This is a genomic window from Pseudomonas sp. P1_F7 (assembly GCF_056405655.1).
Genome location: NZ_JBFUBR010000001.1, coordinates 72,551 through 97,919, shown reverse-complemented (window position 1 = coordinate 97,919; position 25,369 = coordinate 72,551). Strand labels below are relative to the sequence as shown.

Genomic DNA, 25,369 nt, shown 5'->3' with positions numbered 1-25,369 from the left:
ATGAATAAGCAAACACATGATTTGATTGCAGCTCAGGACCGTAATACCGTCCTGCACCCGTTTACCAATCTGAAAGATTTCGCCACTGGCAAACTGGGTGATCCCACCATCGTTGAGTCTGGTAAGGGCATCCGTATCACTGACTCCACCGGTCGTGAATACATTGATGGTTTTGCCGGCTTGTATTGCATGAACGTTGGTTACGGTCGTACTGAAGTGGCTGAGGCCATTTCTCGCCAGGCTCACAAGCTCGCCTACTACCATAGTTATGCTGCTCACACGACGGACGAGCTGGCTCGTCTGTCCGATCGCCTTGTACGCATGGCACCCGGCAAGATGAGCAAGGTGTTTTACGGCCTTTCGGGTTCGGACGCTAACGAAACTCAAGCCAAGCTGGTCTGGTACTACAACAACCTGCGTGGTCTGCCAAGGAAGAAAAAAATCATTACCCGTGATCGTGGCTATCACGGTTGCTCAGTAATTTCGGGCTCGATGACCGGGATGAGCTTCTACCACGATTACATGGACTTGCCTGTCACCGGCATCCTGCGTACCGGGGCTCCACACTATTACTGGGGGGCTGAAGCAGGCGAAACTGAAGAGCAGTTCTCCGCTCGTCGCGCACAGGAGCTGGAAGAGCTGATCTTGCGTGAAGATCCGGACACCATCGGTGCTTTCATTGCTGAACCCGTGCTGGGCACGGGTGGTATCACTCCACCACCTGCTGGCTATTGGGCTGCGATCCAGCCAGTCCTTAAGAAGTACGACATCCTTCTGATTGCTGACGAGGTGATCACAGGATTTGGTCGCACTGGCGCCATGTTTGGCTGCGATAAGTACGGCATCGAGCCAGACCTTATCACTGTCGCAAAAGGTTTGACTTCGGCATACGCCCCGCTGTCTGCAGCTATCGTCGGCGAGAAAGTGTACAAGGTAATGGAGGAGGGGGCTGATCGAGTCGGTGCGTTCTCTCACGGGTATACCTATTCTGGCCATCCAATTGGTGTCGCTGCGGCAAATGCTGTCCTGGACATCGTTGAGCAAGAAGATATCCCCGGCAACGCCGCTCGAGTAGGGGCTTATCTGCAGAACAACCTCAAGGAAGTGTTTGGTAGCCTGCCGATTGTTGGAGAGGTTCGTGGCGTAGGTTTGATGGCGGCACTAGAGTTTGTCGCGGATCCGGCTACTAAGAAGCGCTTCGATCCTGCCCTGAAAGTAGGTGCTCGTGTCTCTAAGGCTGCTCGTGATCTGAACCTGATTGCCCGGGCAATGCCTCATGGCGAGATCTTGGGTTTCGCTCCACCTCTGGTGACCACCGAAAAAGAAGTTGATCAGATTATTGATCTTGCCCATCAAGCGGTACAAAAAGTTATCAAAGAACTGACTGCTGAAGGCGCTCTGCGCTGATTCTTAAGGAGGCGCTGAACCATTTATCGGTTCGCGCCTTCCGCCATTTTTAAGCCGATGCCATCAGTCCACCGGGTTTGTTTAGTTGGCGGCGGCGGCATTGTTTTAAGTTCAAAAATATCCGTTAAATGAGGACTGCGTCCTCCCCCCCCCCTAGAGGTTTTGGGTCAGCTTTCAAATGTTGTTCTGGTACGAGCGCTGGGTAAAAGTTTTTAGACTTTTCAGTAGTTGGTAGTTGGAGTTACTGCGCCAGTAGTTCCTAACCTGGCAAGGCCAATAGTTCCATTTCTATGCCGTTTCCCCGAGTTGGCGCGCTAATAAAAACGCTAGTCTTTCGGCGAAGACGACGCGTCAATTGACCCGTCAGGGGATGTCGATTACCTGTGCTTTCGTTCAATTAAATTTGGTGAGTTGCCGCAATGATGCCGATAGGGCGCGCTGCCAAGGTACGTATTGCATCCCGAGCGTGGATAAAGAACCACCTGTGGTACAGAAACTGATTTGCGCTATGATTCGTGAAATAAATGATATTTCAACCGTTTGTAGCAATTGTGAATCAATCTCTCCTTGTTGTTTTGAGTTTCATTGCATTTACACGGAAATCATACTCCGGTAAATAACGCAGTGTCTTAGTTAATAGTCAGATAGACCTCCGTGAGCTGACAGAGGGCCGTGCCAGTGGCAGGCGTTTTACTACGATTTTCGAAAAGTGAAGCGAGACGAAGGGACCAATTTCCCAGCCTCAGCTATGGTTAGTGGTGTCGCAATTCCAATTGATTCAATATGGATGTTTTGACGCAGAAAAACAGCTGTTTATAACCGTTTTGCGCATTTTATGAGCAATATTATGGTCTAAACGCGGCGTTGCCCTAAAGATTGGTTTATGAGATCCTGAGCATGTATCGCGGCGTTTTCTGTTGATATTTTAGCTTTTGCCGCGTTATATGACGAATGCTGGAGGAAAAACTGCATGATTTCTTTGGATAGAATTGATGCGAGCATACTGGGCGTAGTCCAAAAAAATAATCGAATAACTTCCGAGGAGTTGGGCAACACTGTGGGCTTGTCTGCGACGGCATGCCAACGGCGACTGAAAGCGTTGCGAAAGGACGGTGTTATCGAAGGTGATGTGTCAATCGTGTCGCCTAAGGCAGTGGGGCGTCACGTCTTTATGTTGGTGCTTGTTTCTCTAGAGCGAGAGCGAGCCGATATCATTGATAAATTCAAAAAATCTATCCGTAACACTCCGGAGGTTATGACAGGTTACTACGTAACAGGAGACTCTGATTTCGTACTGGTTATAACCTCCAAGGATATGGAGGATTACGAACGATTCACCAGGCGATTCTTCTACGAGAATTCGGACATTAAAAGTTTCAAGACATTAGTAGTAATGGACAGGGTGAAGGCTGGATTTGAGCTTCCGATAGATGTCGAGTAGTTCAGCGCTCTAAGGGGGGTTGGTAAGCACCTTGTTTTATGGTTAGAAATTAGGTTTCTCGGTGCGTTGTCGGGATCAACAATTGATGCAAGTTTCCAACTGCTCCTGCGTTAATTTTGAGCATGAGCACAATGAGTGATCGGCGTGGGTGTCCGCGTCTCTGTCGCCGCGTACGCTGGAAAAGACAACATCGACTTGATTGGCGCGTGCTCGTAAGTTGAGGACAACACGGCACTCAGTCGATCGCCCAACAGGTTCCAGGCGCTTTTCTTCTCTTCGGCATAGTCGTGATGCAGGTAGTGGCGTCTCACTCGTGAATCCGCCAGTACATGATTTTGGCAGCGATCGATGACGTCCAGGCTGATACCCAAGGCCTGCATCATGGTTGCTCCCGTACGGCGTAGGTCATGCGGTGTCCATTCCCCATTCAAACCACCAGACAGCACCAGGGTGTCATCATGTCGGCGACGTGCTAACGGCTTGCGATTTTTGAAGCGTGATTGGCGGTCCCCAACCTGCTTGCTGACGACCTGGAGATCGACATGCCAATTATGATGCTTCGCGGAAGCACCATTGAGAGTGTCCTGTGAGCTGACGAAGCTTGCTGAAATAGTGGGTTGCAAACGCAGATAGGATCCGTTCCCTGCTGATCAAATCCGATGAGATCGGTGGTCTGCGACCCGTTTCTGGTCCAACCGGAGTTAGGTTCGCTGTCGTTCATGCGGTGCTCTACTGCGTTCCAGTCGTACCATTGGAAAAATCCACTCACCGAACGACCCTTCCGTGTCGATGACCGCACCCGAATTTTCCATGGCGATTACGCGGTGGAAACCGGTAGCAATGTTCAATACCGAGTCTGCTCGCAGACTGAGGGTACACATAGAGGTAGAAAATTTTTCGAACTCAAAATTTCCCTTTATTTTCAATAACAAAGAGAAAAGTTCGATTCCGGCTTCGCTGAAGTCAGGTCGCTGGCATCGGACTCGTAACTGCATTGGGTTCGTCTCGATACGTCCAGAAGCACCGCTAGCGTTTGCTGGCTGGCGCCTATGCGTTTGCGCTCCGTTCGAAGCCGACTACCGATTGAATCCATGAACTTATCCTGCTGTTATCGAGTCGTAGAGCTGCCTCAGGCGCTGAACCGCCGGGGCGATATCCGGCTCCTTGATGCCTCCGTACCCCAGCACCAGAAGATCATCATCGACGGTTACATCGAGCTGGTAGGAGCCCCTCAGGGTCAGGCCAAACTCCGGTGCACGACGAATCATTTCCCGGGCAATGCCTTTGGGGGTAACGGTGACTGCGAGGTGGATTCCCGCAGCGCCTGCGGAGAACTGAATCTTAGAGCCAAACTGCTGGAGCAGACTTCTCTGCAAGAGATTTCTTCTTCCAGCGTACACGGTCCGCATCTTCCGAATGTGACTCGCGAAGTGCCCCTCCTGGATGAAGTCCGCCATAGCTGCCTGGACGGGGAGGAGGCCTGGGCGATACAGCTGGGTCATCCCTTTGCTGAAGGCGTCAGCCAGGGGCTCAGGTACCACCAGGTAGCTCAAGCGCAGACCAGGGAAAGCCACCTTGCTGAAGGTCCCGAGATAGATAACTCGGTGCTTGGTATCGAGCCCCTGCAGTGATGGCAGAGGCTCGGTGTCGTAGCGAAACTCGCTGTCGTAGTCGTCCTCGAGGATCCAGATGTTCCGCGCATCGCTGAACGCAAGCCACTCCCGGCGGCGCTGCAGCGACATGATGTTGCCAGTGGGGTATTGATGCGATGGCGTGATGAACGCGAAGCGGGGATTAGCATCGTTGGCCAACTCAGGAAGGCAGGCCCCATCCGAGTCGATTGCAATGGGTTGAGTAGCGAGGCCGGCGGCTGAAAAGACGACTGGAGCTCCCCAGTGGCAAGGCGTCTCGATCAGCACGCTGTCACCCGGATCACTCAACAATTTTGCCACTAGGTCCAATGACTGGTGGGTGCCCATCGTGACGATGATCTGCTCGGATCTGCACTTCACCGCTCTGGATGCGTACAGGTAGGAGGCGAGCGCTTCACGAAGCCGGCGGTATCCTCCGTGCTCAACGTACCCGGTGAGCTCCATACGGTTTTTCCCGAAGTACCTGTTCTGCAGCCGTTTCCAGATGTGAAAGGGGAAGAGGTCTGCATCGGCTACACCAGGCACGAAGGCGCCACCTGCCTTGGCGAGGCCAGTGACCCTGGACGTTATCGCCAAGCCGCGGCGCGAAAGCAGAGCTGCTGTGTACTCGGCTTCCTCAACCTTCTTAGCCGGTAGATAGGTTTGCGGAAGAGTGTCCGCTACGTACGTACCGCTGCCGGGGCGTGAATACAGATAGCCCTCCTCGGTGAGCCGCTCGTACGCCAATGACACGGTGATACGGGAGATTTGCAGCTGATCGGCCAGAGATCGCGTGGACGGCATTTTGAAATCCACGGGCAAGCTCCCCTGAAGGATGGAGTCTTGGATGATTCGATAGATCTGCCTCTGCAGCGTTTCACTGCCTTCCCTATCAAGCTTCCCAACCAAGAAGTCGTGGATTCGCGCGCTCATAAACTGGACCCAAGCTCAGCAAGTATTTGCGCCTTAAAGGTAAGTCCAATAGCGAGCGATGTCAGCCCTGTATTTCAAAATCGGCCCGGAACTCGCGCTCATGCGCATCCTGGCCCCGGTAACCGGACCTCAGCCTGAACTGTCTTTAGGTTGTGCCGGCGCTTTTCGAAGGGGATCTAAAAGTGGACTTATAAGCTAGATAACTCTGGCTCTAATACTTCAGTCCAATCTGCATTATCGTCACTTCCGCTGCGCAGAGCAGCCGCTGATTCCGATGTTTATTCAGAGTGACGATCCGTGAAAACTCAAACCAATGCGCCGAATGATCATGTCCTCACCGCTGCTGTTCCGCAGGCCTCTGACGAGCAGGCACAGGCCGTGGCGTTGGAGCAGTTCGGTCTGCACTGCCAGGCACAACTGCTCGCCGGCGAACGTGACCTGAACTTCCATCTTCGCTGCCAGGATGGCCGTCAGTTCCTGCTGAAGGTTTCCAACTCAGCAGAGGACGTCAACGTAGCCGACTTCCAGAACAAGGCGCTTCTTCACGTCGAGCGCACGGACCCCACCCTGCCCGTATCGCGTGTTTATCCGAATCAGTCCGGCACCTATCAGATTCCGGTCGAACTGGGTGGACAACAGGTCCTGGTGCGCCTGCTCTCCTTCGTCGAGGGTGTACCGCTCAACAGGATCGAAGCTCCCAGCCAAATGCTGAGGGAGAACCTGGGCGTACACCTGGCTCGCTTGGGCATTGCCCTGCGCGGCTTCTTCCATCCGGCTGCCGGCCATGAGCTTCTGTGGGACATCAAGCACTGTTCGCGCATGGGCAGTTTGCTGGATCTGATTCCCGATCTCGAAGGCCGGAGCCTGGTAGCCCGGTTCCTCGAGAACTTCGAAACCTACGCGCTCCCACGTCTTCAAGGTCTCCGTGGTCAGGTCATTCACAACGACCTCAACTTCCACAACGTGATCGTTGAACGTGATCGTCCGGAGAACATCCGCAATATCCTTGACTTCGGCGACATGGTGCATGCGCCGCTGATAAACGATCTGGCCGTGGGCGCCTCCTACCAGTTGGGCGCTGGCGAGCACGTTCTATCCCAGGCGCTGCCCTTCATCGGTGCGTACAACAGCGTATGCCCGCTGGAAGAGGTTGAGCAGGAGATCCTCTTCGATCTCATTGCTGCACGCATGGTGATGACCGTCGCCATCACGAACTGGCGCGCGACGATGTATCCGGAAAACCGAGCGTACATCCTGCGCAATGCCCCATCCGCGTGGGTCGGCCTCCGTGGCTTCTCAAACATTCCCCGTGGACTCGCTCAAGAACAAATCGCTCGCATCTGCTCGAAGGAGGCAGTGGCATGACAATGGTTAATGGCTTCACGGCGACCGACGCCGAACATCTCTCCCAGGAAGAGCGCGGGCTCATCGCGCGCCGCGACCAGACCCTCGGCCCGGCATATCGCCTCTTCTACGAGCGTCCCCTGCACATCGTGAAGGGGGAGGGCGTGTGGCTCTACGACGCCGACGGCAAGCGCTACCTGGACGCCTACAACAACGTCGCATCGATCGGTCACTGCAACCCGCACGTGGTCAACGCGATCTGCGAGCAGGTGAAGGTGCTGAACACGCATACGCGCTATCTGCACGAGGGCATCCTGAACTATGCAGACAAACTGCTGGCGACGTTCCCTTCGTACTTGAATCACGTGATGTTCACCTGTACCGGCAGCGAAGCGAACGACCTGGCCTTGCGAATCGCCAAGCAGTACACCGGCGGTACTGGCGTGATCGTCACCGAACTCGCCTACCACGGCATCACTGACCTGGTGTCTGCTGTCTCTCCCTCGTTGGGAGCAGGCGTCGAGCTGGGCACGTTCGTCCGCAAAGTCCGCGCACCTGATGCCTACCGCCTAGGCGTCGAAAATGTTGCGCGGGTCTTCGCGGAGGATGTCCGCGCGGCCATCGATGACATGCGCGCCAATGGCATCAAGCCTGCGGCCATTCTCTTCGACGGCATTTTTGCCAGCGATGGCGTACTGTCCGACCCTGCCGGCTTTGCGAAGGATGCAATCGCCCTGGCGAAGCAGGAAGGCCTGCTGTACATCGCCGACGAAGTCCAATCCGGCTTCGGGCGCACTGGCTCCCATCTCTGGGGCTTCCAGCGCCACGGCGTCGAGCCCGATATCGTGACCATGGGTAAACCCATGGGCAATGGTCAGCCGATCGCCGCCGCGGTCATGCGCTCTGATGTCGTCGAAGAGTTCGGCCGTACCGCTCGCTACTTCAACACCTTCGGTGGCAACCCGGTGTCCTGTGCTGCGGCTAATGCCGTGTTGGACGTCATCCAGAACGAAGGACTGCTGCGCAACTGCGCGTCGGTCGGTGCTTACCTGAAGGCTGGAATCGAGGAGCTTGCCAAGCGTTACGAAGTCATCGGCGACGTTCGCGGCGCAGGCCTGTTCCTAGGGGTTGAGCTGGTTAGCGATCGCTCCACCAAACCCCCCGATGCCGACGCCACGCGCCAGGTGGTCAACGGGCTGCGTGAGCGCGGCGTGCTGATCAGTTCTGCCGGTCCGATGGAAAACATTCTGAAGGTTCGTCCTCAGCTGATCTTCCAGCGAGCGCAGGCGGACATCTTCATCGAAACCCTCGACAGCGTACTTGGCGATCTCAAGTAAGCGCTGCCAAGGCCGGAGTGGGGGCGCGAAATGTTCCCACTTCGCCTAGGAAATTTTGGTCACTGTCTAGTAACGGAGGTACGTGGTTGCTCCCCAGATAATTTGAATACGATCAACCGGGACAGTTAGGTTTCTGCAAGCAATTTTATTCGCTTCAGTGCCACCCAGATCTCTGTCGTAGCTGCCGTGAGAAAAATAGGTTTTCAACTCACAACAAGAGATCTTCCTGTCTTCAAAATCTACTTTTTGCTAATTAAAACAAATACTTGCAGCTTTATAGGAGCGCAGCAATGAACGCAAAAGTACTGGGTCTTGTGGCACTGAGTGGGTTGGCAATCGCGGGGAATGCGATGGCAGAGAGCGTCACCGTTATCTCGTACGGCGGGGCGAGTAAGGATGCTCAGATCACGGCTTTCTACAAGCCGTTCGAGAAGGAAGCCAGTACGGAAGTGATCGCCGGTGAGTGGAACGGTGAGATGGCCAAGGTGAAAGCCATGGTAGACACCAAGAGCGTGAACTGGGACATCCTAGACGTGGAGGACAACGATCTCGCGCGGGGTTGTGGCGATGGGCTGTTCGAGCAGCTCGACTACAAGCGTCTAGGGATCAAGGAGCCTCTGGTCAACGGCGCGCAGACCGAATGCGGCGTAGGTATTTTCGTTTGGTCGAATGTGCTTGCGTACAACGCTGACAAGCTCAAGGTCGCGCCCACTGGGTGGAAAGATTTCTGGGACCTGAAGAAGTTTCCTGGCAAGCGCAGTTTGCGCAAGTCTGCGCGCGGCGCCCTTGAATTCGCCCTCATGGCGGATGGCGTAGCTCCGGCTGATATTTACAAGGTGCTCTCCACGCCGGTGGGCGTCGATCGTGCCTTCAAGAAGCTGGATGAGATCAAGCCGAACATTCAGTGGTGGGAAGCTGGCGCTCAGCCGCCGCAGTACCTCATGTCCGGTGACGTAGTGATGAGCTCGTCCTATAACGGCCGCATCCACGTCGCTCAGCAGAACGGGGCCAATCTGAAGATCGTCTGGGACGGCAACCTCTACCAGTTCGATGAATGGGCCATTCCGAAAGGGACTCCCAATCTGGACGCGGCTTACAAATTCATTTCGTTTGCCATGCGGCCGGAACAACAGAAGCTGTACACCGAAAAAATGGCGTACGGCCCGACCAACACTGCAGTTGCGGCACTGCTCGATAAGAAGCTCGCCAGTGAGCTGCCGACGCATCCGGAAAACATGAAGAACGCGTTGCAAATGGACGTCGAATTCTGGACCGATAACGGCGAATCCCTGGAGCAACGCTTCATGTCCTGGGCCAGCAAGTAACCAGTGGCACCGAGTCACCGTGAGCTCCATCTCTTGGAAAAAAACAGTCGGTTCCATCGGAGGTGGATTCCAAGTACTGGGATGGAGCATTACGTCAAAATCTCTTCCAAAAATCACGTCCTATTCTGGAGTTAACGACCTCGAAGAGTTGGCTGCAAATGTTGACATGCTGATCAATGTGCTAACGCTGACTCCAGCCACACACGGAATTCTTAATCTCAGATTGTTCGAGTGCTTCAAACGTCCAGTACAGCTCATAAATATTGGGCGTGGTGCGCACCTGGTGGAAGCTGACCTGCTGTATGACCTGCACGCAGGACTGATTGCCGGGGCGATGTTGAACGTAGTTTCTGTCGAACCCTTATCCGCAGAAAGCCCCCCTTGGGATCCGACATTTTGATCACTCCGCACGTTGCCGGACTTTCAACTCCGAATAGTGCCTCCCAGCAAATGGCAAAGAACATAAAACTTGCTCTTGAAGGTCGAGCGCTTACAAATCAAGTCGGTCTCTCCAAGGGGTATTAGTTATTCCTTGTAGAGGTCTTTTTAAAAGTTGCCTGACTCAATTTGGTAACGGTGCCAAACATGTATGGGCTTGACCTCCTACCAATACAACAATCAGAGGTAGTAGTACGATGGATACAAGTTTTGCTGTAAGTAAAGATCAGGGCCAGGAGACCAGCCTGAAGGCGGGATTAAAACCCCGACATTTGACGATGATGTCTATCGCGGGTGTTATTGGCGGTTCTCTGTTCGTGGGTTCTGGTAGCGTCATTCATAGTGCCGGCCCCGCGGCAGTTCTAGCGTATCTTGCTGGCGGGATTCTCATGATGCTCATCATGAGGATGCTCGGTGAGATGGCAACCTCTTCCCCCGATACTGGATCGTTCTCTACCTACGCCGACCGCGCTATCGGGCGCTGGGCGGGATTCACCATCGGTTGGCTGTATTGGGGTTACTGGGTAATCCTCATGGCCTGGGAATCCTACGTGGCCGGAAAGATCCTGCACAACTGGGCACCCGGCATAAGCGTTAACGTCTTCGTGCTGGCAACGACTCTGGTGCTTATCAGCATCAACTTCTTCAATGTCAAAAACTACGGAGAATTCGAGTTCTGGTTTGCCCTGATCAAGGTAGTGGCCATTTTCTGCTTCCTGGTAGTTGGCAGCCTTGCAGTACTCAATATCTGGAGTTTCGGCACTGTTAGCGGAATCAGCAATTTAACCGAACACGGGTTTATGCCGAATGGCTTTGATCCCGTAGTAGGTGCCATGCTCGGGGTTATGTTCGGCTTCCTTGGTGCGGAAATCGCGACTATCGCAGCATCGGAGTCTGACAACCCGTCGCATCAAATTGTTAAGACCACTAAATCGGTGATTTGGCGTGTCGCACTGTTCTATGTCGGCTCCATCTTCCTGATTGTATGCCTGGTGCCGTGGAATGACCCAATGCTGGGCGAATCCGGCTACGGCTCGTACCGCCGTACTCTCGAACTGCTTGGCATCCCTGGGGCTGAGCTGATTATGAATGTTGTGGTGCTGACATCTGTGAGCAGTTGCATGATCTCAGCCCACTACACGGCGTCCCGTATGCTGTTTTCGCTCGCGAGTCGTGGTGACGCACCGGCTATTTTCAAAATTACCTGGCAAAAAACCGGTGTGCCTATCTATGCCGTCATCGGTTCTTGCGCGATTTCCGTGGTTCTAGCGCTCATTAACTTCAGCGAAACTCTGCGCCCCAAAGATGTGCTCGATACGCTGATGAACATTACCGGCATGATTGCTTTGCTGGTTTATCTGGTGATTGCGTATTCGCAGCTTAAAATGCGTCGCAAGCTGAAGGACCAAAGCCAAGATAACCCGCTCAAAATGTGGCTCTATCCTTGGCTTACCTGGGCAGTGATTGTGTTCATTCTGGCGTGCATCGTGATCATGGCTTGCATGCCTGAATACCAAGTCCTGGTTGTGTCTACAGGTGGTGCGGGGATCCTCGTCGCACTGATCGGCATCGTCCATCAACTGCGCTGCAATTCCCGCTAAGCCACGATCCCTATTGGTTCGGATATCTGGCAGCCAATGCTGAGCAGCTTCGTGATTAGGTGGAGCTGATCACTATTATGGGCCAGGCGGCGGACAGGATGTCTACCGCCGGTAGGGGTACTTTGCGAATGCTGCTTCTAGAATGGGCATGGGGGAATAACGTGCGAAATTGCATTTCACCATCGACGGTAAATGCCAAGGAGCACTGATGAGTTATGGAATTTTCGGTGGCGCTTACCGCCCCCGGGCGCCGGTGAAACACAAAGTATTCGTGAGCTACCATCACCACAGTGACCAGGCTTGCTACAACGCTTTTTCAAACGCATTTCATGTTACCTGCGATGTGATCTACGACAACTCCCTTGAGCGCAGCATCGATAGCGATGACGTCAATTACGTGATGCGCCGTATTCGGGAAAATCACATCACCGGCACGTCTTGTACGATCGCATTTGTTGGCGCGGAAAGCTCAAAGCGGAATTACATCGATTGGGAAATCTCGGCGACACTTGAAAAAGGTCACGCCCTGATTGGCGTACGCCTACCCACTGCGGAGTCACCACCGATGGTGTACATCACTCGGCCATCGAGCACTTCGCCCTGAGTGCCCAGGCGGTAATCGCCTTCGGCGGCGTGGGCATGCGTGGCCATGGTCGAACAGTTGGCCGCCGTTAGCGTTATTACACGCCAGGCGAGAGATCTCGAGCCTAAGAACAATGCCGATGCGACCGGGCGCGACTTCTGCGGTCATGCGTGTAAAGCCGGTCCCGCAAGTGATGCTGAGTCCAGAATGTCCAAAATTTTCGTTGACAGCATGACTTTCAGTCGTCCGGTGGCAGGTCTGCATGGGGGAGGGAACAGTTGCATCCTTGCTCTTCTGTTCCGCCGCAGCAAAGGACCAATAATCGGGTGAGTTAAGAGTAAATCACCAAGTGAGCCGTTGGCGTCGATCTGTGAGGTCTTGGGAGCGTTGTATGGAGGGGCGAAGACGCTCCAGTCAACCAGAAGTAATTCGCGTGATTCATTGGGGAAAGTCAGCAGAAGGTGCGATCGTCCAATGTGCTTCCGTTATTTATTGACGAGCGTCAGCAGCTAGCCGAGACCAAGGCTAGGAGTGGGAGAACATCAGCTTTACTCCAGCCGCTCCGAAAACTAGCGCAAGGGTGCCTTCGATCCACCGGCGTGCTCGGCGATATCCCCGAATCATAGGCGCGGTGGAGAAGACGATCGCATAGCTACAGAAGATAGTGACGCTAAGCACGGCGCAACCGGCCAGAATAATCGCGACTGTTTTTGGCGAAGCTTGCGGCCCCAAGCCAAGGGTCATGGTAGCGATCCAACCGAGTAGTGCCTTGGGGTTTGTGAGATGCATGAGCAAGCCGCGCTGATACAGGCTGAACCCCGAGACTTTTGGCGCGGCCGCTAGCTCTTTCTCGAGCCGCTCATTGGACGTTAGAGCAGAGCGGCCTGCTTTGATGGCAAGGAAGAGCAGGTAAGCACCGCCAACCGTTTTTAAGACGCCCAGCGCTTGCGCATATTGTGCCAGGACCGCTGAGACGCCCGTGGCTGCCATCGATCCCCAGAAAATCGAACCACTGATGACACCCGCTGCTAGCAGGAGCGCAGGCTGCCTGCCTTGGTTCATCGCGACGCCCATTATCCGCATGTTGCTCGGTCCAGGGCTCGCCGCTCCAACAATATAGGCCGTGAATACGAGGAGGAGATGGTGGTAATCAAATGACATTAAAAGCCCCTTAACGAAGTTCTATGCCAGTCAGCGGCTCTGTTGCTAGCAGTCCTATGACGGGGCGATGATGGACGACCACAAGAGCCGACCCGCGCGGACTCCTCTGTAAGCCTCAGTGCGATGCTGTCTGAACGCTATATTTCACGCCCGGATTGGTGGATCTCCGTTACAGACATGGTGAATATCAGTTTTGATTTGCCATTATTTGAGTAGGCATGAGGTACGTCTGTTTTTGCTACGGCTGAGCAACCCGCAGAAATGCTCAGTTCGGTATCACCTACTGTGAAGTGAAGTGTCCCTTTCTCCACGTGAAATAGCTCAGTTGTGCCGTGAGGATGCCCTGAGGAGGCAAAAGTTTCGCCGGGAAACATTTCCCAGCGCCAAAGCTCAATCATGTTCGGACCACTGGTTCCAGCCAGGAGCCGAGCCGTCCCCCCCAAGTTTCCTGTCCAGAGTGTGGGGATATCCTTACTTTCGATGAGGTGGGCAGATGGGGCGTCGGACACGTTCACGACATCAGCAACTGAAAGACCCAAAGCAGCAGCGATTTTGCAAAGGATCGCGATGCTTGGGTTAGCCGTGCATTTCTCTATCTCGACCACCATGCCCTTGCTGACACCGGAGCGACGGGAAAGCTCGTCGAGAGTGATTTTCCGCTTCTTTCGTTCCTCTTTGAGCCTACGGGAAACTGCCTCGCTAACGGTTTGAACGTCGGCCCCGGTGTTGGTCGGTATATTGACTATTTTGGTCATTGGTCGCTAGTATGAAATGAATTTTAGGATTAAAGGGATTCTCTGATGCTGTCCGTACTGCCGTCAATCGACCAAGACGTAATCAATTTGGCACCTGAGTTCAGAGCGCTCAGCATTGTGGTCGAAGCTGCACCAATCGCCAATCCAGATATTGGCAAGGACGCTTTGTCTCGAGCCTGTCAATCAGTCACGGCGGGTGGTGCTCTATGGGCGGAAGCTCACCTGACCGCTTGGGCGGATCTCTTCCGAAAATTCGGTGCCAAGCCGCAGCGCACTCCTTGCTCAGCTGAAGCTCTTCGCAAACGAGTCCTGCGTGACGGTAGTCTGCCGAGTATCGATCCAGTGGTTGATCTCTATAACGCCATCAGCATTGAGTATGCAGTTCCTGTTGGCGGTGAGAACGTCGAAGCCTATGTGGGCTCGCCGCGACTCGCTGTAGCTGATGGGTCGGAACCTTTCGACACCATGAAAGAAGGTGCTCCAGCCCACGAATATCCTGATTCTGGCGAGGTTGTTTGGCGGGACGATAAGGGGGTGACTTGCCGTCGTTGGAATTGGCGCCAGGGCGTCAGAACACGGCTCAGTGCAGATGCGAAGCACATGTGGTTCATTCTGGAAAGTCTGCCGACAATGCCGCTCGAGGCATTGACTGAAGCGGGTGACAAGCTGATAGAAGGCCTGCAACTGATGATGCCAGGCGCTCAGATTGAGAGTGTACTTATCGGTCCAGGTGCCAATTAGTAAATAAGCGAGACGGCACGGGCTGCTTGTGGGGATGCATACGGGGTTATGTCCAATCTTGCCTCGCACGCAGCCTTTTTGATCGGCGGCAATCATGCCCAACCACATCACGTTGGAAAAGCCTGCAGCTGAATCGAAGAAATCTCCATAGCGCATGGTGTCGATTATTGAGCGATGTATGCTTCGGAGTCAGTCCGTCCTGTGGTGATCTAATTGCAGAATCACACAATGGAGTCATGAACTATGTTTACCGGTCTTAGCGCATTTCCTTTGACGCCAATGAATGAGCAGGGTGTGGATGAAGGAGCATTTACTCGCCTTGTGGAGCAACTGGTGGCTGCGAAAGTAGATTCTATCGGTGCGCTCGGGTCTACAGGAAGCTATGCGTACCTTTCTCGGACTGAACGCTCACGAGTTACGCAGTTGGCAGTAGAGGCAGCCGGGAATGTTCCCGTCATGGTAAGCATAGGATCGCTGCGTACACGTGATGTGCTGTTGTTGGCAGAAGATGCGCAAAAGGCGGGAGTCAAAGCATTGTTGCTGCCGCCCGTTTCCTATCAGAAGCTATCAGCTGAAGATGTTTTTTCGCTGTACGAAACGGTCACCGCCAATATCTCCGTCCCGCTATGCGTCTATGACAACCCCGGCACCACCCATTTCGAATTTACTGATGAGCTTCACGGGCGAATTGCCCGCCTGCCGAATGTGCACTCGATCAAGATCCCTGGCGTTCCCGAAGCACCAGATCAGGCCAGGGCACGAGTCGATCGCCTTCGGGCACTGATTCCGGAGCACGTAACGATTGGGGTAAGCGGGGATGTATTTGCTGCTACTGGATTGAACGCAGGCTGTGAGGTCTGGTACTCCGTCATTGGGGGCTTGTTCCCGAAAACAGCCCTGGCAATCACGCGTGCTGCGTTGTCGGGTAACGCCGAAGAAGCGACTCGCCTTTCCGAATCTTTGAAGCCCCTATGGGCCCTCTTCACACAATTTGGGGGAAGCTTCCGCGTTGTTGCAACGGCGGCCGAGCTTCGTGGATTCACCCACTCTCCGAGCTTGCCATTGCCACTCAGAACCATAAGTGGAGCAGGGCGTCAGCAAATTGCTGCGGTGATCGACGAGCTCGAACTGAGCTGAGCAGTAAGTGCTGCGAACGCATCCGATACGCCGAGCTGCGTCTTTACAATGATACAGCTCAGCAGGTGCGGTAGGGCCGATGTTGAGTCGGCTTTGACCGGCGCAGTGACCCTAATATTGGGCGAGCAGATCAGTTATAGGAGCAAAGTGAATGTACATCCCCCCTCAGTTCGAAGAGTCTCGTGTTGGCGTTTTGCAAGAAGTCATTATGCGAAATCCGCTTGGGTCACTTGTCACTTGTTCGGGTGATGGGATTGACGCCAATCACCTACCTTTTGAACTTGTACTCCGCAGCGGAGCGCTTGGGGTGCTGCAGGCGCATGTGGCGCGGAATAATCCCCTATGGCATGAAGTCGCCCAGGGCAGCGAGGTGTTGGTGATATTTCGAGCTCAAGATGCGTATATATCGCCGCAATGGTATCCGAGCAAACAGGATTTCCATCAGCAAGTCCCCACTTGGAACTACCGGGTCGTGCACGCATTTGGTCGTGTGACGTTTCACGATGATGCTCAGTACGTGCGTCGTGTCGTAGCAAAGCTGACCAAGTCTCATGAAGCAACTCAGCCCACGCCTTGGAAAATGACCGATAGTCCCAAGGAGTACATAGATGCCATGCTGAAAAAAATTGTAGGGGTCGAGATCGAAATCACGAGGCTAGCGGGGAAATTCAAGCTCGGTCAGGATGAGGAAGCCCGTGATATCCGAGGTGCTGGCTATGCTTTGGTCTCGCGTAATGAGCGAGGAATTGGATTAGCCATGCTTGAGTGCGCTGATAATAAAGACATTTAGCATCTTCCTTCCCACTTACAAAAAGGCGCCTCCTGAAATAAAGGAGCACTTCTATTCGTGACGCTCCTCATAAAAATCGTCGGCACTTATGAATTGTCTTTGCAGTGAGGACGCGTCAGAAGAAGGTGGCTTGCTGAGGCATTTTTTTGAGATCGCTGCTTCGGGCCGGCGGGCCGGCTTACTCAGTTTGAATCACACCGAAGCCTCGTTCGACATTTGAGCGGAATTGTCTCAGGTTCCTTTTATGCATCCAGCGCTCGTCATATTGGGGGCAACTGATGCTTGATCGGGTATGCAGATCATCGAAAGATTTCCTATTACGTATCATCGCCATACATGGGCCGGCCCATCAGTGCCTAGAGCTTCAAAAACGTTGTGAAATGGTCCTTGTGATCCAGCAGGAGCTCACGAGGCAAGATAGTCGCCACACTTCCTCGATGCTGCAATCCGTGTGATAGCACGTGTGCAAGAACCTGCTCTTTCGTCATGTTGCCTGGGTTTCCATCCTTGAAAATAAACGCAACCGGATCAGACAGTTCGATTGCAGTGATCGACTGGGTGTAGTTCACAAACCATTGATTCGCTGAAGAAAAGCACTCTTCCAGTCGACCCAGGTCTTGTTTCTGTTCGGTCAGGATGGAGTCAAATTCATCCGGTTTTCCCTGCAGTCTGGCAATGAACAGCTGGTCAACAATATTGATATGGGCTAGCCAGTAGAGTGCTTCCTCCATTTCCGTTGGAAATTTTTTTGCCGCGGGGGCTTTCAAGCACTTGAACAGCTCCTCCTCAGACCATGCCTTGTATTTGTAAAGCGAATGAAGAAGGTTCGTGGCACTCATGGTGTTCTCCTGGTTTTCTAATTTTCTGGCTGCCCTGGACCTTCTGATGGGAGTGCGGATAGGGTTCCTTCCCGCAGGGGGATAGCCATGCATGGTCGGATGGGTGGAATGGTCAGTATATTGACTTTTTTAGTCAATAGCTGATAGTTTGAATGGCAAGCGACGAAAGTGGCCATGTGGTAGCCGAGTGAAGGGTGATTGGCCTGGTGCGGGCGATGTGCGATCCCTCACCATCTGCGTTTGCAGATGACGATGATCTCGCTCAACGCTTCAGAAGAAGGCCTGCACTGCACAGGAAAGGCTCACTGCAGCACTGAATTTCAGAAGGGCGCCGCCTTACGGGTGGCAGGCTCAGAGATGGCGAGAGGGTGTCTCAAATCATGAAGTACGTCAGCACACGGACGCCTGGTAAAGAATTCGAGTTCAGCGAGGTCCTCATGGGGGCGTACGCACCGGATGGTGGGCTTTTCGTTCCTCGCAACGTTCCTCGCTTCAAAAGCGAAGATCTCCTGAAGCTTGAATGGCTACCATTTCACGAACTGGCACGTCATGTAATCGAGCCGTTCCTAGGTGGCTATATCCCTCAAGATGAACTGTCTCGAATTCTTGAGGAGACATTTGACCGTTTTAAAAGTAACGCTGTTGCGCCGCTCTACCAGACGGCTACCAATGAGTGGGTATTAGAACTATTCCATGGTCCGGCAGGGGTCTATCAAGACTTCGGTCTCCAATTGATGTCTCGTCTGGTTGAATACTCTTTACTAAAGTCCGGAAAGAAAGCGCTTGTCGTTGGTTGCACTGGTGGAGACACGGGTGTCGCAGCCATCAAAGCCTTCAATGGCATGGAAGGTGTGACTGTGATTGTTCTGCATCCTTCCAGAGGAATAACAGATGAGCATCGGCGGCGCTTATTAGGCGCTGCCGAAGAAAATGTTGTAAATATTTTGGTTGAGGGTGATTACGCCGATTGTCATCAGCTGTGCGAAAAATTTCACAGAGGCATTAACGAAACAGGTCAACAATTAATATCTTTCAATTCGGTGAATTGGGTTAGGGTGCTGGCGCATCTGTCCTTCTACTTCTACTCGTCGCTTCAATTAGGTGCGCCTAAAAGAGAGGTGGCGTTCAGTGTGCCTACCGGAAATTTTGGTGCTCTCTATGCAGGCTATATTGCAAGGGAAATGGGGTTGCCCATCAGGCAGCTAATTGTAGCAACGAATACCAACGCGGGTTTGCATAACTTTCTTCAGTCTAACCTCTATAGGCGTAATGAGATTCGTACTACCAACACGCCTTGCATGAATGTGTCGTTAGCCTCTAATTTCGAGCGGCTGCAATGGAGTATTCTCAATAGGTGCAGTGATAAAGTGGCTAGAAATATGGAGCTACTAGAGATGGATGGCCAAATTCAACTGGAACAGGATGAGTGGTTAGAGGCGCGAAAGCTATTTGATTCTTTGGCGGTAGAGGATGCAGAGGCATTTTCCTGTATTCATGAAGTCTTTGTTAAAAGTGGTTACTTGATCAGTCCTAATACCGCGATTGGATTACGAGCTGCGCGAATTAACAGGCGTAGCTTACTGACACCAATGATCTGCTTGGCCACGACGCATCCTTCAAGCTCTGCGTCTGTTCTGGCTGAAGCCGATGTTCAATCTCCAATGAGTGTGGTGAGTGCTCACCCCTTCTCTAATGACGAATGCATTTCAATTTCCAATGATGTTGGCATCCTTACGGAACTCATCAAGGCGATATCCCAAGACACGAAGTCTCGCTCGCTATAATCCTGGAGTTAGAGATGAAACGCGTTTTAGATAAGACGGATGAAAGAATACTGGAAGAGCTTACTCGTAATGCTCGACTTGCGCATAACGATATTGCCATGAAAGTTAATTTGTCTAGGAATGCTGTCAGGCTCAGGATTGAACGGTTGGAGCGGGACGGATATATCAGGGGTTATACCATAATCAAAGGTGGGCCACCTTCCGAGGTTGCGCCAATTAATGCCCTTATTTTTGTGTATCGAAAAGACCGAATGCGCGGTGCTGAAGTAGTGCGTTCAATTGTCTCAATGCCTGAGGTCGTGTCCTGCAATGTAATGAGTGGTGACCTGGATATTGTAGTGACAGTTGAAGCGGCAAGTTCGGATTGTATTCATCGGGTCTGGAGCGACGTATCCACGTTGCCAGGAGTTCTGAATACGGTTACGTCATTTGTATTGTCTTGCACGAAGTAGGTTGCTAGGAAATCAAAATGCTCTCTCCTTCGAGCATTTTGCTCGCAACAATGATCGGTTTGCCATATTCGTATGAGCACTGCTGCAGTTTAGTATTTCAGTACCGAAAACATAACAATGAGGCCCATGTCGTGACTGAATATAAAATTGCTTTGCTTGGTTTTGGTGGTGTAAACCGTGCGTTGACGCAGCTCATTGCAGATAAGAACGAGCACTGGGCTAATGAATTTGGTTTTAAGCTAAAAATTGTTGGTGTTAGTGATCTTTACTTTGGCTCCATTATCAACAAGAACGGGTTGGATGCCCACGAATTGGCCGCAGTTCCTGCTGTAAAAGGGGGGTTTAGAGCATTGCCAGCGGGCAGTGCTGAGCCTGCCAATGAGACGGTTATCCGTTTCTCGGGGGCCGATCTTATCGCCGAGGCGACGTTCACCAACCCTGTAGACGGAGAGCCAGCTACGACTTTCTGTCGCTGGGCTCTGGAGAAAGGTATCAGTGTGGTCACCACCAACAAAGGGCCGGTGGCGTTGCACGCTGAAAGCCTGAAAGCATTGGCCAGAAGCACCGGTGCCCAATTCGAGTTTGAAGGCTCGGTAATGAGCGGCACCCCTGTCATTCGTCTGGCTAAAGAGTCGCTGGCCGGCTCGGAAATCAGCGGGTTTAAGGGCATCTTGAATGGTACGTCCAATTTCGTACTTTCTAGCATGGAAGAAGGTCTCGACTTCTCTGATGCAGTCGCCAAGGCTCAGGAACTCGGTTACGCAGAAGCTGACCCCACCGCAGACGTGGAAGGGCATGATGTTCGTCTTAAAGTAGTCATTTTGGCGAATGAGCTTTTGGGGGCGAAGTTGACTCCGAGCGATGTCCTTTGCAAAGGCATCTCGGGGATCACGTCAAAAGATATCGCCGAAGCAACGAAAGCCAATGCCCGGTGGAAACTAATTGGCAGCGCGGAAAAAATGAGCAATGGCTCCATCACTGCATCTGTTAGTCCTCAATTGTTACCTCAGGGGGACGCACTGGCCGGTGTGAGTGGTGCAACGAATGCAATTACCTTCACTACTAACCTTCTGGGGCCGGTAACGGTTGTCGGAGCGGGTGCAGGTCGGTTTGAAACAGCATTCGCCTTGCTCTCGGATATCGTCAGCATTCACAAGAACAAAACTAAGATAGGTAAATGATCATGAATAGCTTGAGTCTTTCGCTCGCTGTTGATTATAAAACCATAACAGTTTTGAGCCCGTATGATGGCGCTGCAGTTGGAGAGGTGACGGACATACCCGCTTCATTTGCCACTGCGATCATTGATACGGCGAAGCTTGGTGCGCTGATCGCCAAAGAACTTCCAAGGCATGAACGTGCTCGCATACTGGAAAAAACCGCTGCTTTGGTCGAGAGCGACAAGGAGGCGTTTGCCAGTCTGATTGTTGCCGAGTCGGGAAAAACGATCAAGCAGGCGAGAAAGGAGGTTTTACGCTGCGTCAATACGCTGAAACTGTCCGCTGAGGAGGCCAAACGTAATGCTGGCGAAGTGATTCCGTTTGACTCCTATGTAGGATCCGAGTCCCGTCAAGGATGGTTTACTCGGGAGCCTTTGGGTGTAATTGTTGCAATTACCCCATACAACGACCCACTCAACTTGGTCGCTCACAAGTTGGGGCCTGCGATCGCTGGCGGTAATGCTGTTGTACTCAAACCCTCTGAGCTCTCTCCATTATCTGCCATTAAGCTGGTGGCCTGCCTGAACGCTGCGGGTCTCCCTCCTGCGGTCGTGTCCATTGCAACTGGAGGGGCCGCGCTGGGCAAGGCACTGGTCGCTCATCGAGCGGTACGTATGGTTTCCTTCACGGGCGGTTTTGTTACCGGTGAGCAGATCTCTCGCAATGCAGGCCTTAAAAAACTGGCGATGGATTTGGGGGGCAATGCCCCGGTTATCGTCATGGGCGATTGTGATCTGAATGAAGCCGTTGAGTCCTGTGTATCAGGCGCTTTTTGGGCTGCCGGGCAAAATTGTATCGGTACCCAACGAATTCTTGTTGAAGAGACAATATATGAAGAGTTCAAAAAGAAATTCGTTGTGAAGACAAGTGCTTTAGTCGTGGGAAATCCTGCTGACGAAAGCACGGATGTTGGGCCAATGATTACTGAAGCTGCTGCAAAACGCACTGAAGAAGTAGTCGTCGAGGCAATCGATAAAGGGGCTAGCCTGTTATTTGGTAATGTACGCCAAGGCTCGCTTTACTCACCGACGGTCCTGGAGAATGTTAGCCAAAGCTGTAAAGTTTGGTGTGAGGAAGTATTCAGTCCGGTTGTCATTCTTCAAAGCGTGGCCTCGCTCGATGAGGCGCTGACGCTGGCCAATGAGCCAGAGTACAGTTTGCATGCGGGTATTTTTACCAGCAATTTGAATGTCGCCATGAAAGCAGCTAAACGGCTCGAAGCCGGCGGCGTCATGATTAATGACTCATCTGACTATCGTTTTGATGCAATGCCATTTGGTGGTTCCAAATACGGCAGCATGGGGCGTGAAGGTGTGCGTTTTGCATATGAAGATATGACACAACCAAAAGTGATTTGCTTAAACGGTGTTGGCGGAAGTTGATTAAAGGATCGATGTGAATCCCTAGGATTAAATCGGGTCCTCGGCAAGGCTCTTCTGGTCGGTAGAGCCTTGCCCAATACAACAATAAAAGGTAACAAAATGAGTGTGAATGATCTTAATCCCACACGCGTGCCATCGTCTGGTGCAACTCGAAAGAGAGACTTCAGCGCAGAAGATGCTGGCTATCAAAAAGTGCTCAAGCCTCGCCAGGTTCAGATGATTGCCATAGGGGGGGCAATCGGAAGCGGTCTATTCATGGGCGCAGGCGCACGACTCGCTGAAGCCGGACCCTCACTTGTGTTTGTCTATGCAATCTGTGGCTTTTTTGCGTGGTTCATCATTCGGGCTATGGGCGAACTGGTGATGTATCGCCCATCCTCGGGCTCGTTCGTCTCCTATGCTCGAGAGTTCTACGGTGAGAAATGGGCTTTTGCCGTGGGATGGATGTACTGGACTGACTGGGTAATGGTTGCCATTGCAGATCTCACAGCGACAGCGCTCTACCTGAATTTCTTCAAAGCCTATGTCCCTTTCATGGGCGACATCCCTCAATGGTCCTTGGCACTAGGAGCACTGGGTTTTGTTACTGCGATTAACCTTGTCTCGGTAAAAATTTTTGGTGAACTTGAATTCTGGTTTGCCCTGATCAAGGTAGCTGCATTAACGACTTTCCTTGGGATCGGCATTTACATGGTTTTGTTCGGCACTCCGCTGCCAGGCCATGAGGTCGGGTTCAAACTGATTTCTGACAATGGCGGTTGGTTCCCATCAGGCCTTTTGCCCGCCGTAATCATGATCCAGGGGGTGATATTTGCGTATGGCAGTGTGGAGTTGGTTGGTACTGCAGCTGGCGAAGCCCAAGACGTCGCTACAGTCATGCCGAAAGCAATTCGGGCAGTTGTTTTCCGCATTATTGTTTTTTACGTTGGTTCTGTATTGCTGTTGGCAATGCTGCTCCCCCACACCGCGTACTCGGCGGGAGTAAGCCCGTTTGTGACGTTCTTCGGCTCGCTGGGGATCAAGGGTGCAGACGCGATTATGAACATGGTCTTGATTACCGCGGCCGTGTCTTCTCTGAACGCTGGCATTTACTCCACTGGCCGGGTGCTTCGCTCGCTGGCAATCAACGGATCAGCCCCTAGCTTCCTGGCCAAGATGAACCGTCAAGGTGTTCCGTTCGCTGGCATCATGCTGACGACCGTTGCTTCACTAATTGGTGTCGTACTTAACGCCATTGTTCCGGGGGAAGCCTTTGAAATCGCGCTGACACTCACTGCCGTTATGTTGATCGGTTCGTGGTCAACAATCGTCCTGTGTCAGATCAAGCTCTTCAAATACTCCCAGCAAGGTGATCTGGAGCGTCCGGGATTTCGAATGCCGTTTGCGCCTTACAGTGGTTACGCCACTTTGGGGTTCTTCGGTTTGGTTCTGGTTCTGATCGCATTCGATTATCCCGTAGGTACGTACTCGATTGCTTCGCTGCCGTTTTATGCCGCCGCCCTTGTTGTTGGTTGGTACATGGTTCGTGGCCGTGTTCGTGCAATTGAGAGTGGTGAATTAGTCTTTGACGAAAATCAAGAATTGGTCCGATCAGTTCAGACCAACCGTCCTTCTTTCACTCACCTTCAGAATCAATGACACCGAACAAAAAAATAACTTTGGAGGAAATAGACATGCGTCCTGACAAAAAGAATCTGTCCACACTTTCGGCGGCTACACTCGCAGTTCATGGTGGTAACGTAACCGACACCACTACTGGTGCTGTTCGCACTCCGCTGGTGATGGCTAACTCTTATCTCTTGCCTGAAGATCCGGCCACGATGGACTGGTCTAGCCCAGACGGCCTTGTGTACACGCGGAACCAGGGGCATAACCAGGTATGCCTTGAAAAGAAACTTGCTGCACTCGAAGGCTGCGAGGCTGCGGTTGTATTTGCTACCGGCGTTGCCGCTTTGCATTCAGTGTTTTTCTCTTTCTTGAAAAGCGGTGACCACGTCATTGTCAGTGATATTACATATCAGGCCGTATGGCGTCTCTTCGCGGAGCTTTTACCTGAGCGTTATGGCATTGAAGCTACATTCGTGGATGTAGGTGACCTAGAGGCAGTGCGCCAAGCGATCCGTCCAAATACTAAACTCATCCATACCGAGACGATTGCTAATCCAACTACTAAGGTTGCAGATATCGCAGCACTGGCTGAAATTGCTCATGCACACGGCGCACTGATTTCCGTCGATGCTACTTTCACTCCACCTCCGTTTTTCCGTGCCAGTCAGCACGGGGTCGATCTGGTCGTCCACTCTCTGACGAAGTATATCAATGGCCATGGTGATGCCATGGGCGGGGTGGTTATCGGTTCCACTCAGATGATTACCAAGATCAAGAATGATGCTCTTGTTGACCTCGGCGCGACTATTTCTCCATTTAACGCCTGGATGATAATGCGCGGTTCAGTCACTCTGCCTCTGCGTCTGAAGCAACTTCTAAATACTGCTGAAAAATTGGCTGAGTTTCTCAACTCGGATGATCGTATAGCCTATATCTACTATCCTGGGCTTCCGTCCCACCCCCAGCATGAATTAGCTCGTCGGCAATTCGCAGGCAAGGGATATGGGGCGATGATGGCTTTTGCAGTAAAGGGCGATCCAGATACTCAGAATCGGTTCGTTTCTAATCTACGCATCATCACTTCTGCAGTATCCCTTGGGCACGATGAGTCCCTCATCGTTCATGTGGGGGCCGAGGGCCGAGGCGGCTTTGACAAGTACCCTGAAGAGTTTCGCACATACGGTCACCTTCGGTTTTCGGTAGGGCTCGAAGATCCGGACGATTTGATCAAAGATATTTCCGTAGCCTTGGACGAGACATTCAAATGATCTGAACGCCTAAAAATTGGTACCACCTTTAGGTTTGAATTTACGGCATTGCTCAAAATTTGGTCTGGTCGGTAACCCTCCTTTGCCCCCGTACCAGCGGGGGCTTTTTTAAGAGCACGATCAATTATTTCTGTTTTTTAGGGGCGCGGCCCCAATACATGTAGGTTTTGTTCGTCTGAATGGCGACGGATC

20 protein-coding genes and 2 pseudogenes are annotated in these 25,369 nt (G+C 52.6%); 17 read left to right on the top strand and 5 right to left on the bottom strand.

Features of this window, described 5'->3' with window-relative positions:
• Window positions 1–1,407, top strand: coding sequence for an aminotransferase (locus AC1D1M_RS00475; RefSeq protein WP_477762150.1), 1,407 nt, complete (start codon window positions 1–3; stop codon window positions 1,405–1,407).
• 970 nt (window positions 1,408–2,377) lie between these two features.
• Entirely contained in the window at window positions 2,378–2,848 is a 471-nt protein-coding gene (locus AC1D1M_RS00470; protein ID WP_477762149.1) for an Lrp/AsnC family transcriptional regulator, read from the top strand.
• Window positions 2,849–2,958: 110 nt separating this feature from the next.
• On the opposite strand, the pseudogene AC1D1M_RS00465 reads toward AC1D1M_RS00470, so the two are convergent.
• A pseudogene (locus AC1D1M_RS00465) lies at window positions 2,959–3,481 on the bottom strand (site-specific integrase); the annotation flags it as partial.
• Between the two features lie 464 nt (window positions 3,482–3,945).
• Complete coding sequence (gene pdxR, locus AC1D1M_RS00460; RefSeq protein WP_477774110.1) at window positions 3,946–5,412, bottom strand: MocR-like pyridoxine biosynthesis transcription factor PdxR; 1,467 nt, start codon at window positions 5,410–5,412, stop codon at window positions 3,946–3,948.
• A gap of 297 nt (window positions 5,413–5,709) precedes the next feature.
• Between pdxR and AC1D1M_RS00455 the strand changes: the two genes are divergently transcribed.
• The 6 genes and pseudogenes from AC1D1M_RS00455 to AC1D1M_RS00430 form a co-directional block, all read left to right on the top strand.
• Window positions 5,710–6,777, top strand: a complete 1,068-nt coding sequence (locus AC1D1M_RS00455; protein WP_477762147.1) for a phosphotransferase — start codon at window positions 5,710–5,712, stop codon at window positions 6,775–6,777.
• Complete coding sequence (locus AC1D1M_RS00450; protein WP_477762146.1) at window positions 6,774–8,093, top strand: aspartate aminotransferase family protein; 1,320 nt, start codon at window positions 6,774–6,776, stop codon at window positions 8,091–8,093. The genes AC1D1M_RS00455 and AC1D1M_RS00450 overlap by 4 nt, the downstream gene beginning before the upstream one ends.
• 290 nt (window positions 8,094–8,383) lie before the next feature.
• Window positions 8,384–9,418 (top strand): ABC transporter substrate-binding protein, encoded by a 1,035-nt coding sequence (locus AC1D1M_RS00445; protein WP_108217373.1) that lies wholly within the window; start codon window positions 8,384–8,386, stop codon window positions 9,416–9,418.
• Between the two features lie 19 nt (window positions 9,419–9,437).
• Window positions 9,438–9,818, top strand: a complete 381-nt coding sequence (locus tag AC1D1M_RS00440; protein WP_477762145.1) for an NAD(P)-dependent oxidoreductase — start codon at window positions 9,438–9,440, stop codon at window positions 9,816–9,818.
• Between the two features lie 235 nt (window positions 9,819–10,053).
• Window positions 10,054–11,457 (top strand): amino acid permease, encoded by a 1,404-nt coding sequence (locus tag AC1D1M_RS00435; RefSeq protein ID WP_477762144.1) that lies wholly within the window; start codon window positions 10,054–10,056, stop codon window positions 11,455–11,457.
• A gap of 208 nt (window positions 11,458–11,665) precedes the next feature.
• Window positions 11,666–11,953, top strand: a pseudogene (locus tag AC1D1M_RS00430) (TIR domain-containing protein); the annotation flags it as partial.
• A 612-nt stretch (window positions 11,954–12,565) separates the two neighbouring features.
• On the opposite strand, the gene AC1D1M_RS00425 reads toward AC1D1M_RS00430, so the two are convergent.
• Both AC1D1M_RS00425 and AC1D1M_RS00420 read right to left on the bottom strand, forming a co-directional pair.
• On the bottom strand, window positions 12,566–13,201 hold the full coding sequence (locus AC1D1M_RS00425) for a LysE family translocator (RefSeq protein WP_477762143.1): 636 nt from the start codon (window positions 13,199–13,201) through the stop codon (window positions 12,566–12,568).
• Between the two features lie 137 nt (window positions 13,202–13,338).
• Window positions 13,339–13,956, bottom strand: coding sequence for a helix-turn-helix domain-containing protein (locus AC1D1M_RS00420; RefSeq protein WP_108217379.1), 618 nt, complete (start codon window positions 13,954–13,956; stop codon window positions 13,339–13,341).
• Window positions 13,957–14,001: 45 nt separating this feature from the next.
• Here AC1D1M_RS00420 and AC1D1M_RS00415 point away from each other — a divergent pair, with 45 nt between their 5' ends.
• The 3 genes from AC1D1M_RS00415 (at window position 14,002) to AC1D1M_RS00405 (ending at window position 16,624) form a co-directional block, all read left to right on the top strand.
• On the top strand, window positions 14,002–14,697 hold the full coding sequence (locus AC1D1M_RS00415; protein ID WP_108217380.1) for a B3/B4 domain-containing protein: 696 nt from the start codon (window positions 14,002–14,004) through the stop codon (window positions 14,695–14,697).
• Between the two features lie 243 nt (window positions 14,698–14,940).
• Entirely contained in the window at window positions 14,941–15,834 is an 894-nt protein-coding gene (locus tag AC1D1M_RS00410; protein ID WP_429541880.1) for a dihydrodipicolinate synthase family protein, read from the top strand.
• Between the two features lie 151 nt (window positions 15,835–15,985).
• The gene (locus tag AC1D1M_RS00405) at window positions 15,986–16,624 is read left to right on the top strand and encodes an FMN-binding negative transcriptional regulator (RefSeq protein WP_477762142.1); all 639 of its coding nucleotides are present in this window, start codon (window positions 15,986–15,988) and stop codon (window positions 16,622–16,624) included.
• Between the two features lie 356 nt (window positions 16,625–16,980).
• Here AC1D1M_RS00405 and AC1D1M_RS00400 read toward each other — a convergent pair whose 3' ends face one another.
• Complete coding sequence (locus AC1D1M_RS00400) at window positions 16,981–17,463, bottom strand: DinB family protein (RefSeq protein ID WP_477762141.1); 483 nt, start codon at window positions 17,461–17,463, stop codon at window positions 16,981–16,983.
• A 380-nt stretch (window positions 17,464–17,843) separates the two neighbouring features.
• On the opposite strand from AC1D1M_RS00400, the gene thrC reads away from it, so the two are divergent.
• The 6 genes from thrC (at window position 17,844) to AC1D1M_RS00370 (ending at window position 25,177) form a co-directional block, all read left to right on the top strand.
• A complete protein-coding gene (gene thrC / locus AC1D1M_RS00395) occupies window positions 17,844–19,247 on the top strand; it encodes a threonine synthase (RefSeq protein WP_477762140.1) in 1,404 nt (467 codons plus the stop codon).
• Between the two features lie 14 nt (window positions 19,248–19,261).
• Window positions 19,262–19,699, top strand: a complete 438-nt coding sequence (locus AC1D1M_RS00390) for an Lrp/AsnC family transcriptional regulator (RefSeq protein ID WP_477762139.1) — start codon at window positions 19,262–19,264, stop codon at window positions 19,697–19,699.
• Window positions 19,700–19,830: 131 nt separating this feature from the next.
• A complete protein-coding gene (locus AC1D1M_RS00385; protein WP_477762138.1) occupies window positions 19,831–20,880 on the top strand; it encodes a homoserine dehydrogenase in 1,050 nt (349 codons plus the stop codon).
• A 2-nt stretch (window positions 20,881–20,882) separates the two neighbouring features.
• The gene (locus tag AC1D1M_RS00380; protein WP_477762344.1) at window positions 20,883–22,301 is read left to right on the top strand and encodes an aldehyde dehydrogenase family protein; all 1,419 of its coding nucleotides are present in this window, start codon (window positions 20,883–20,885) and stop codon (window positions 22,299–22,301) included.
• A gap of 99 nt (window positions 22,302–22,400) precedes the next feature.
• Window positions 22,401–23,939 (top strand): amino acid permease, encoded by a 1,539-nt coding sequence (locus AC1D1M_RS00375; RefSeq protein ID WP_477762137.1) that lies wholly within the window; start codon window positions 22,401–22,403, stop codon window positions 23,937–23,939.
• Between the two features lie 35 nt (window positions 23,940–23,974).
• Window positions 23,975–25,177, top strand: coding sequence for a trans-sulfuration enzyme family protein (locus AC1D1M_RS00370; protein ID WP_477762136.1), 1,203 nt, complete (start codon window positions 23,975–23,977; stop codon window positions 25,175–25,177).
• The last annotated feature ends 192 nt before the right edge of the window (window positions 25,178–25,369 follow it).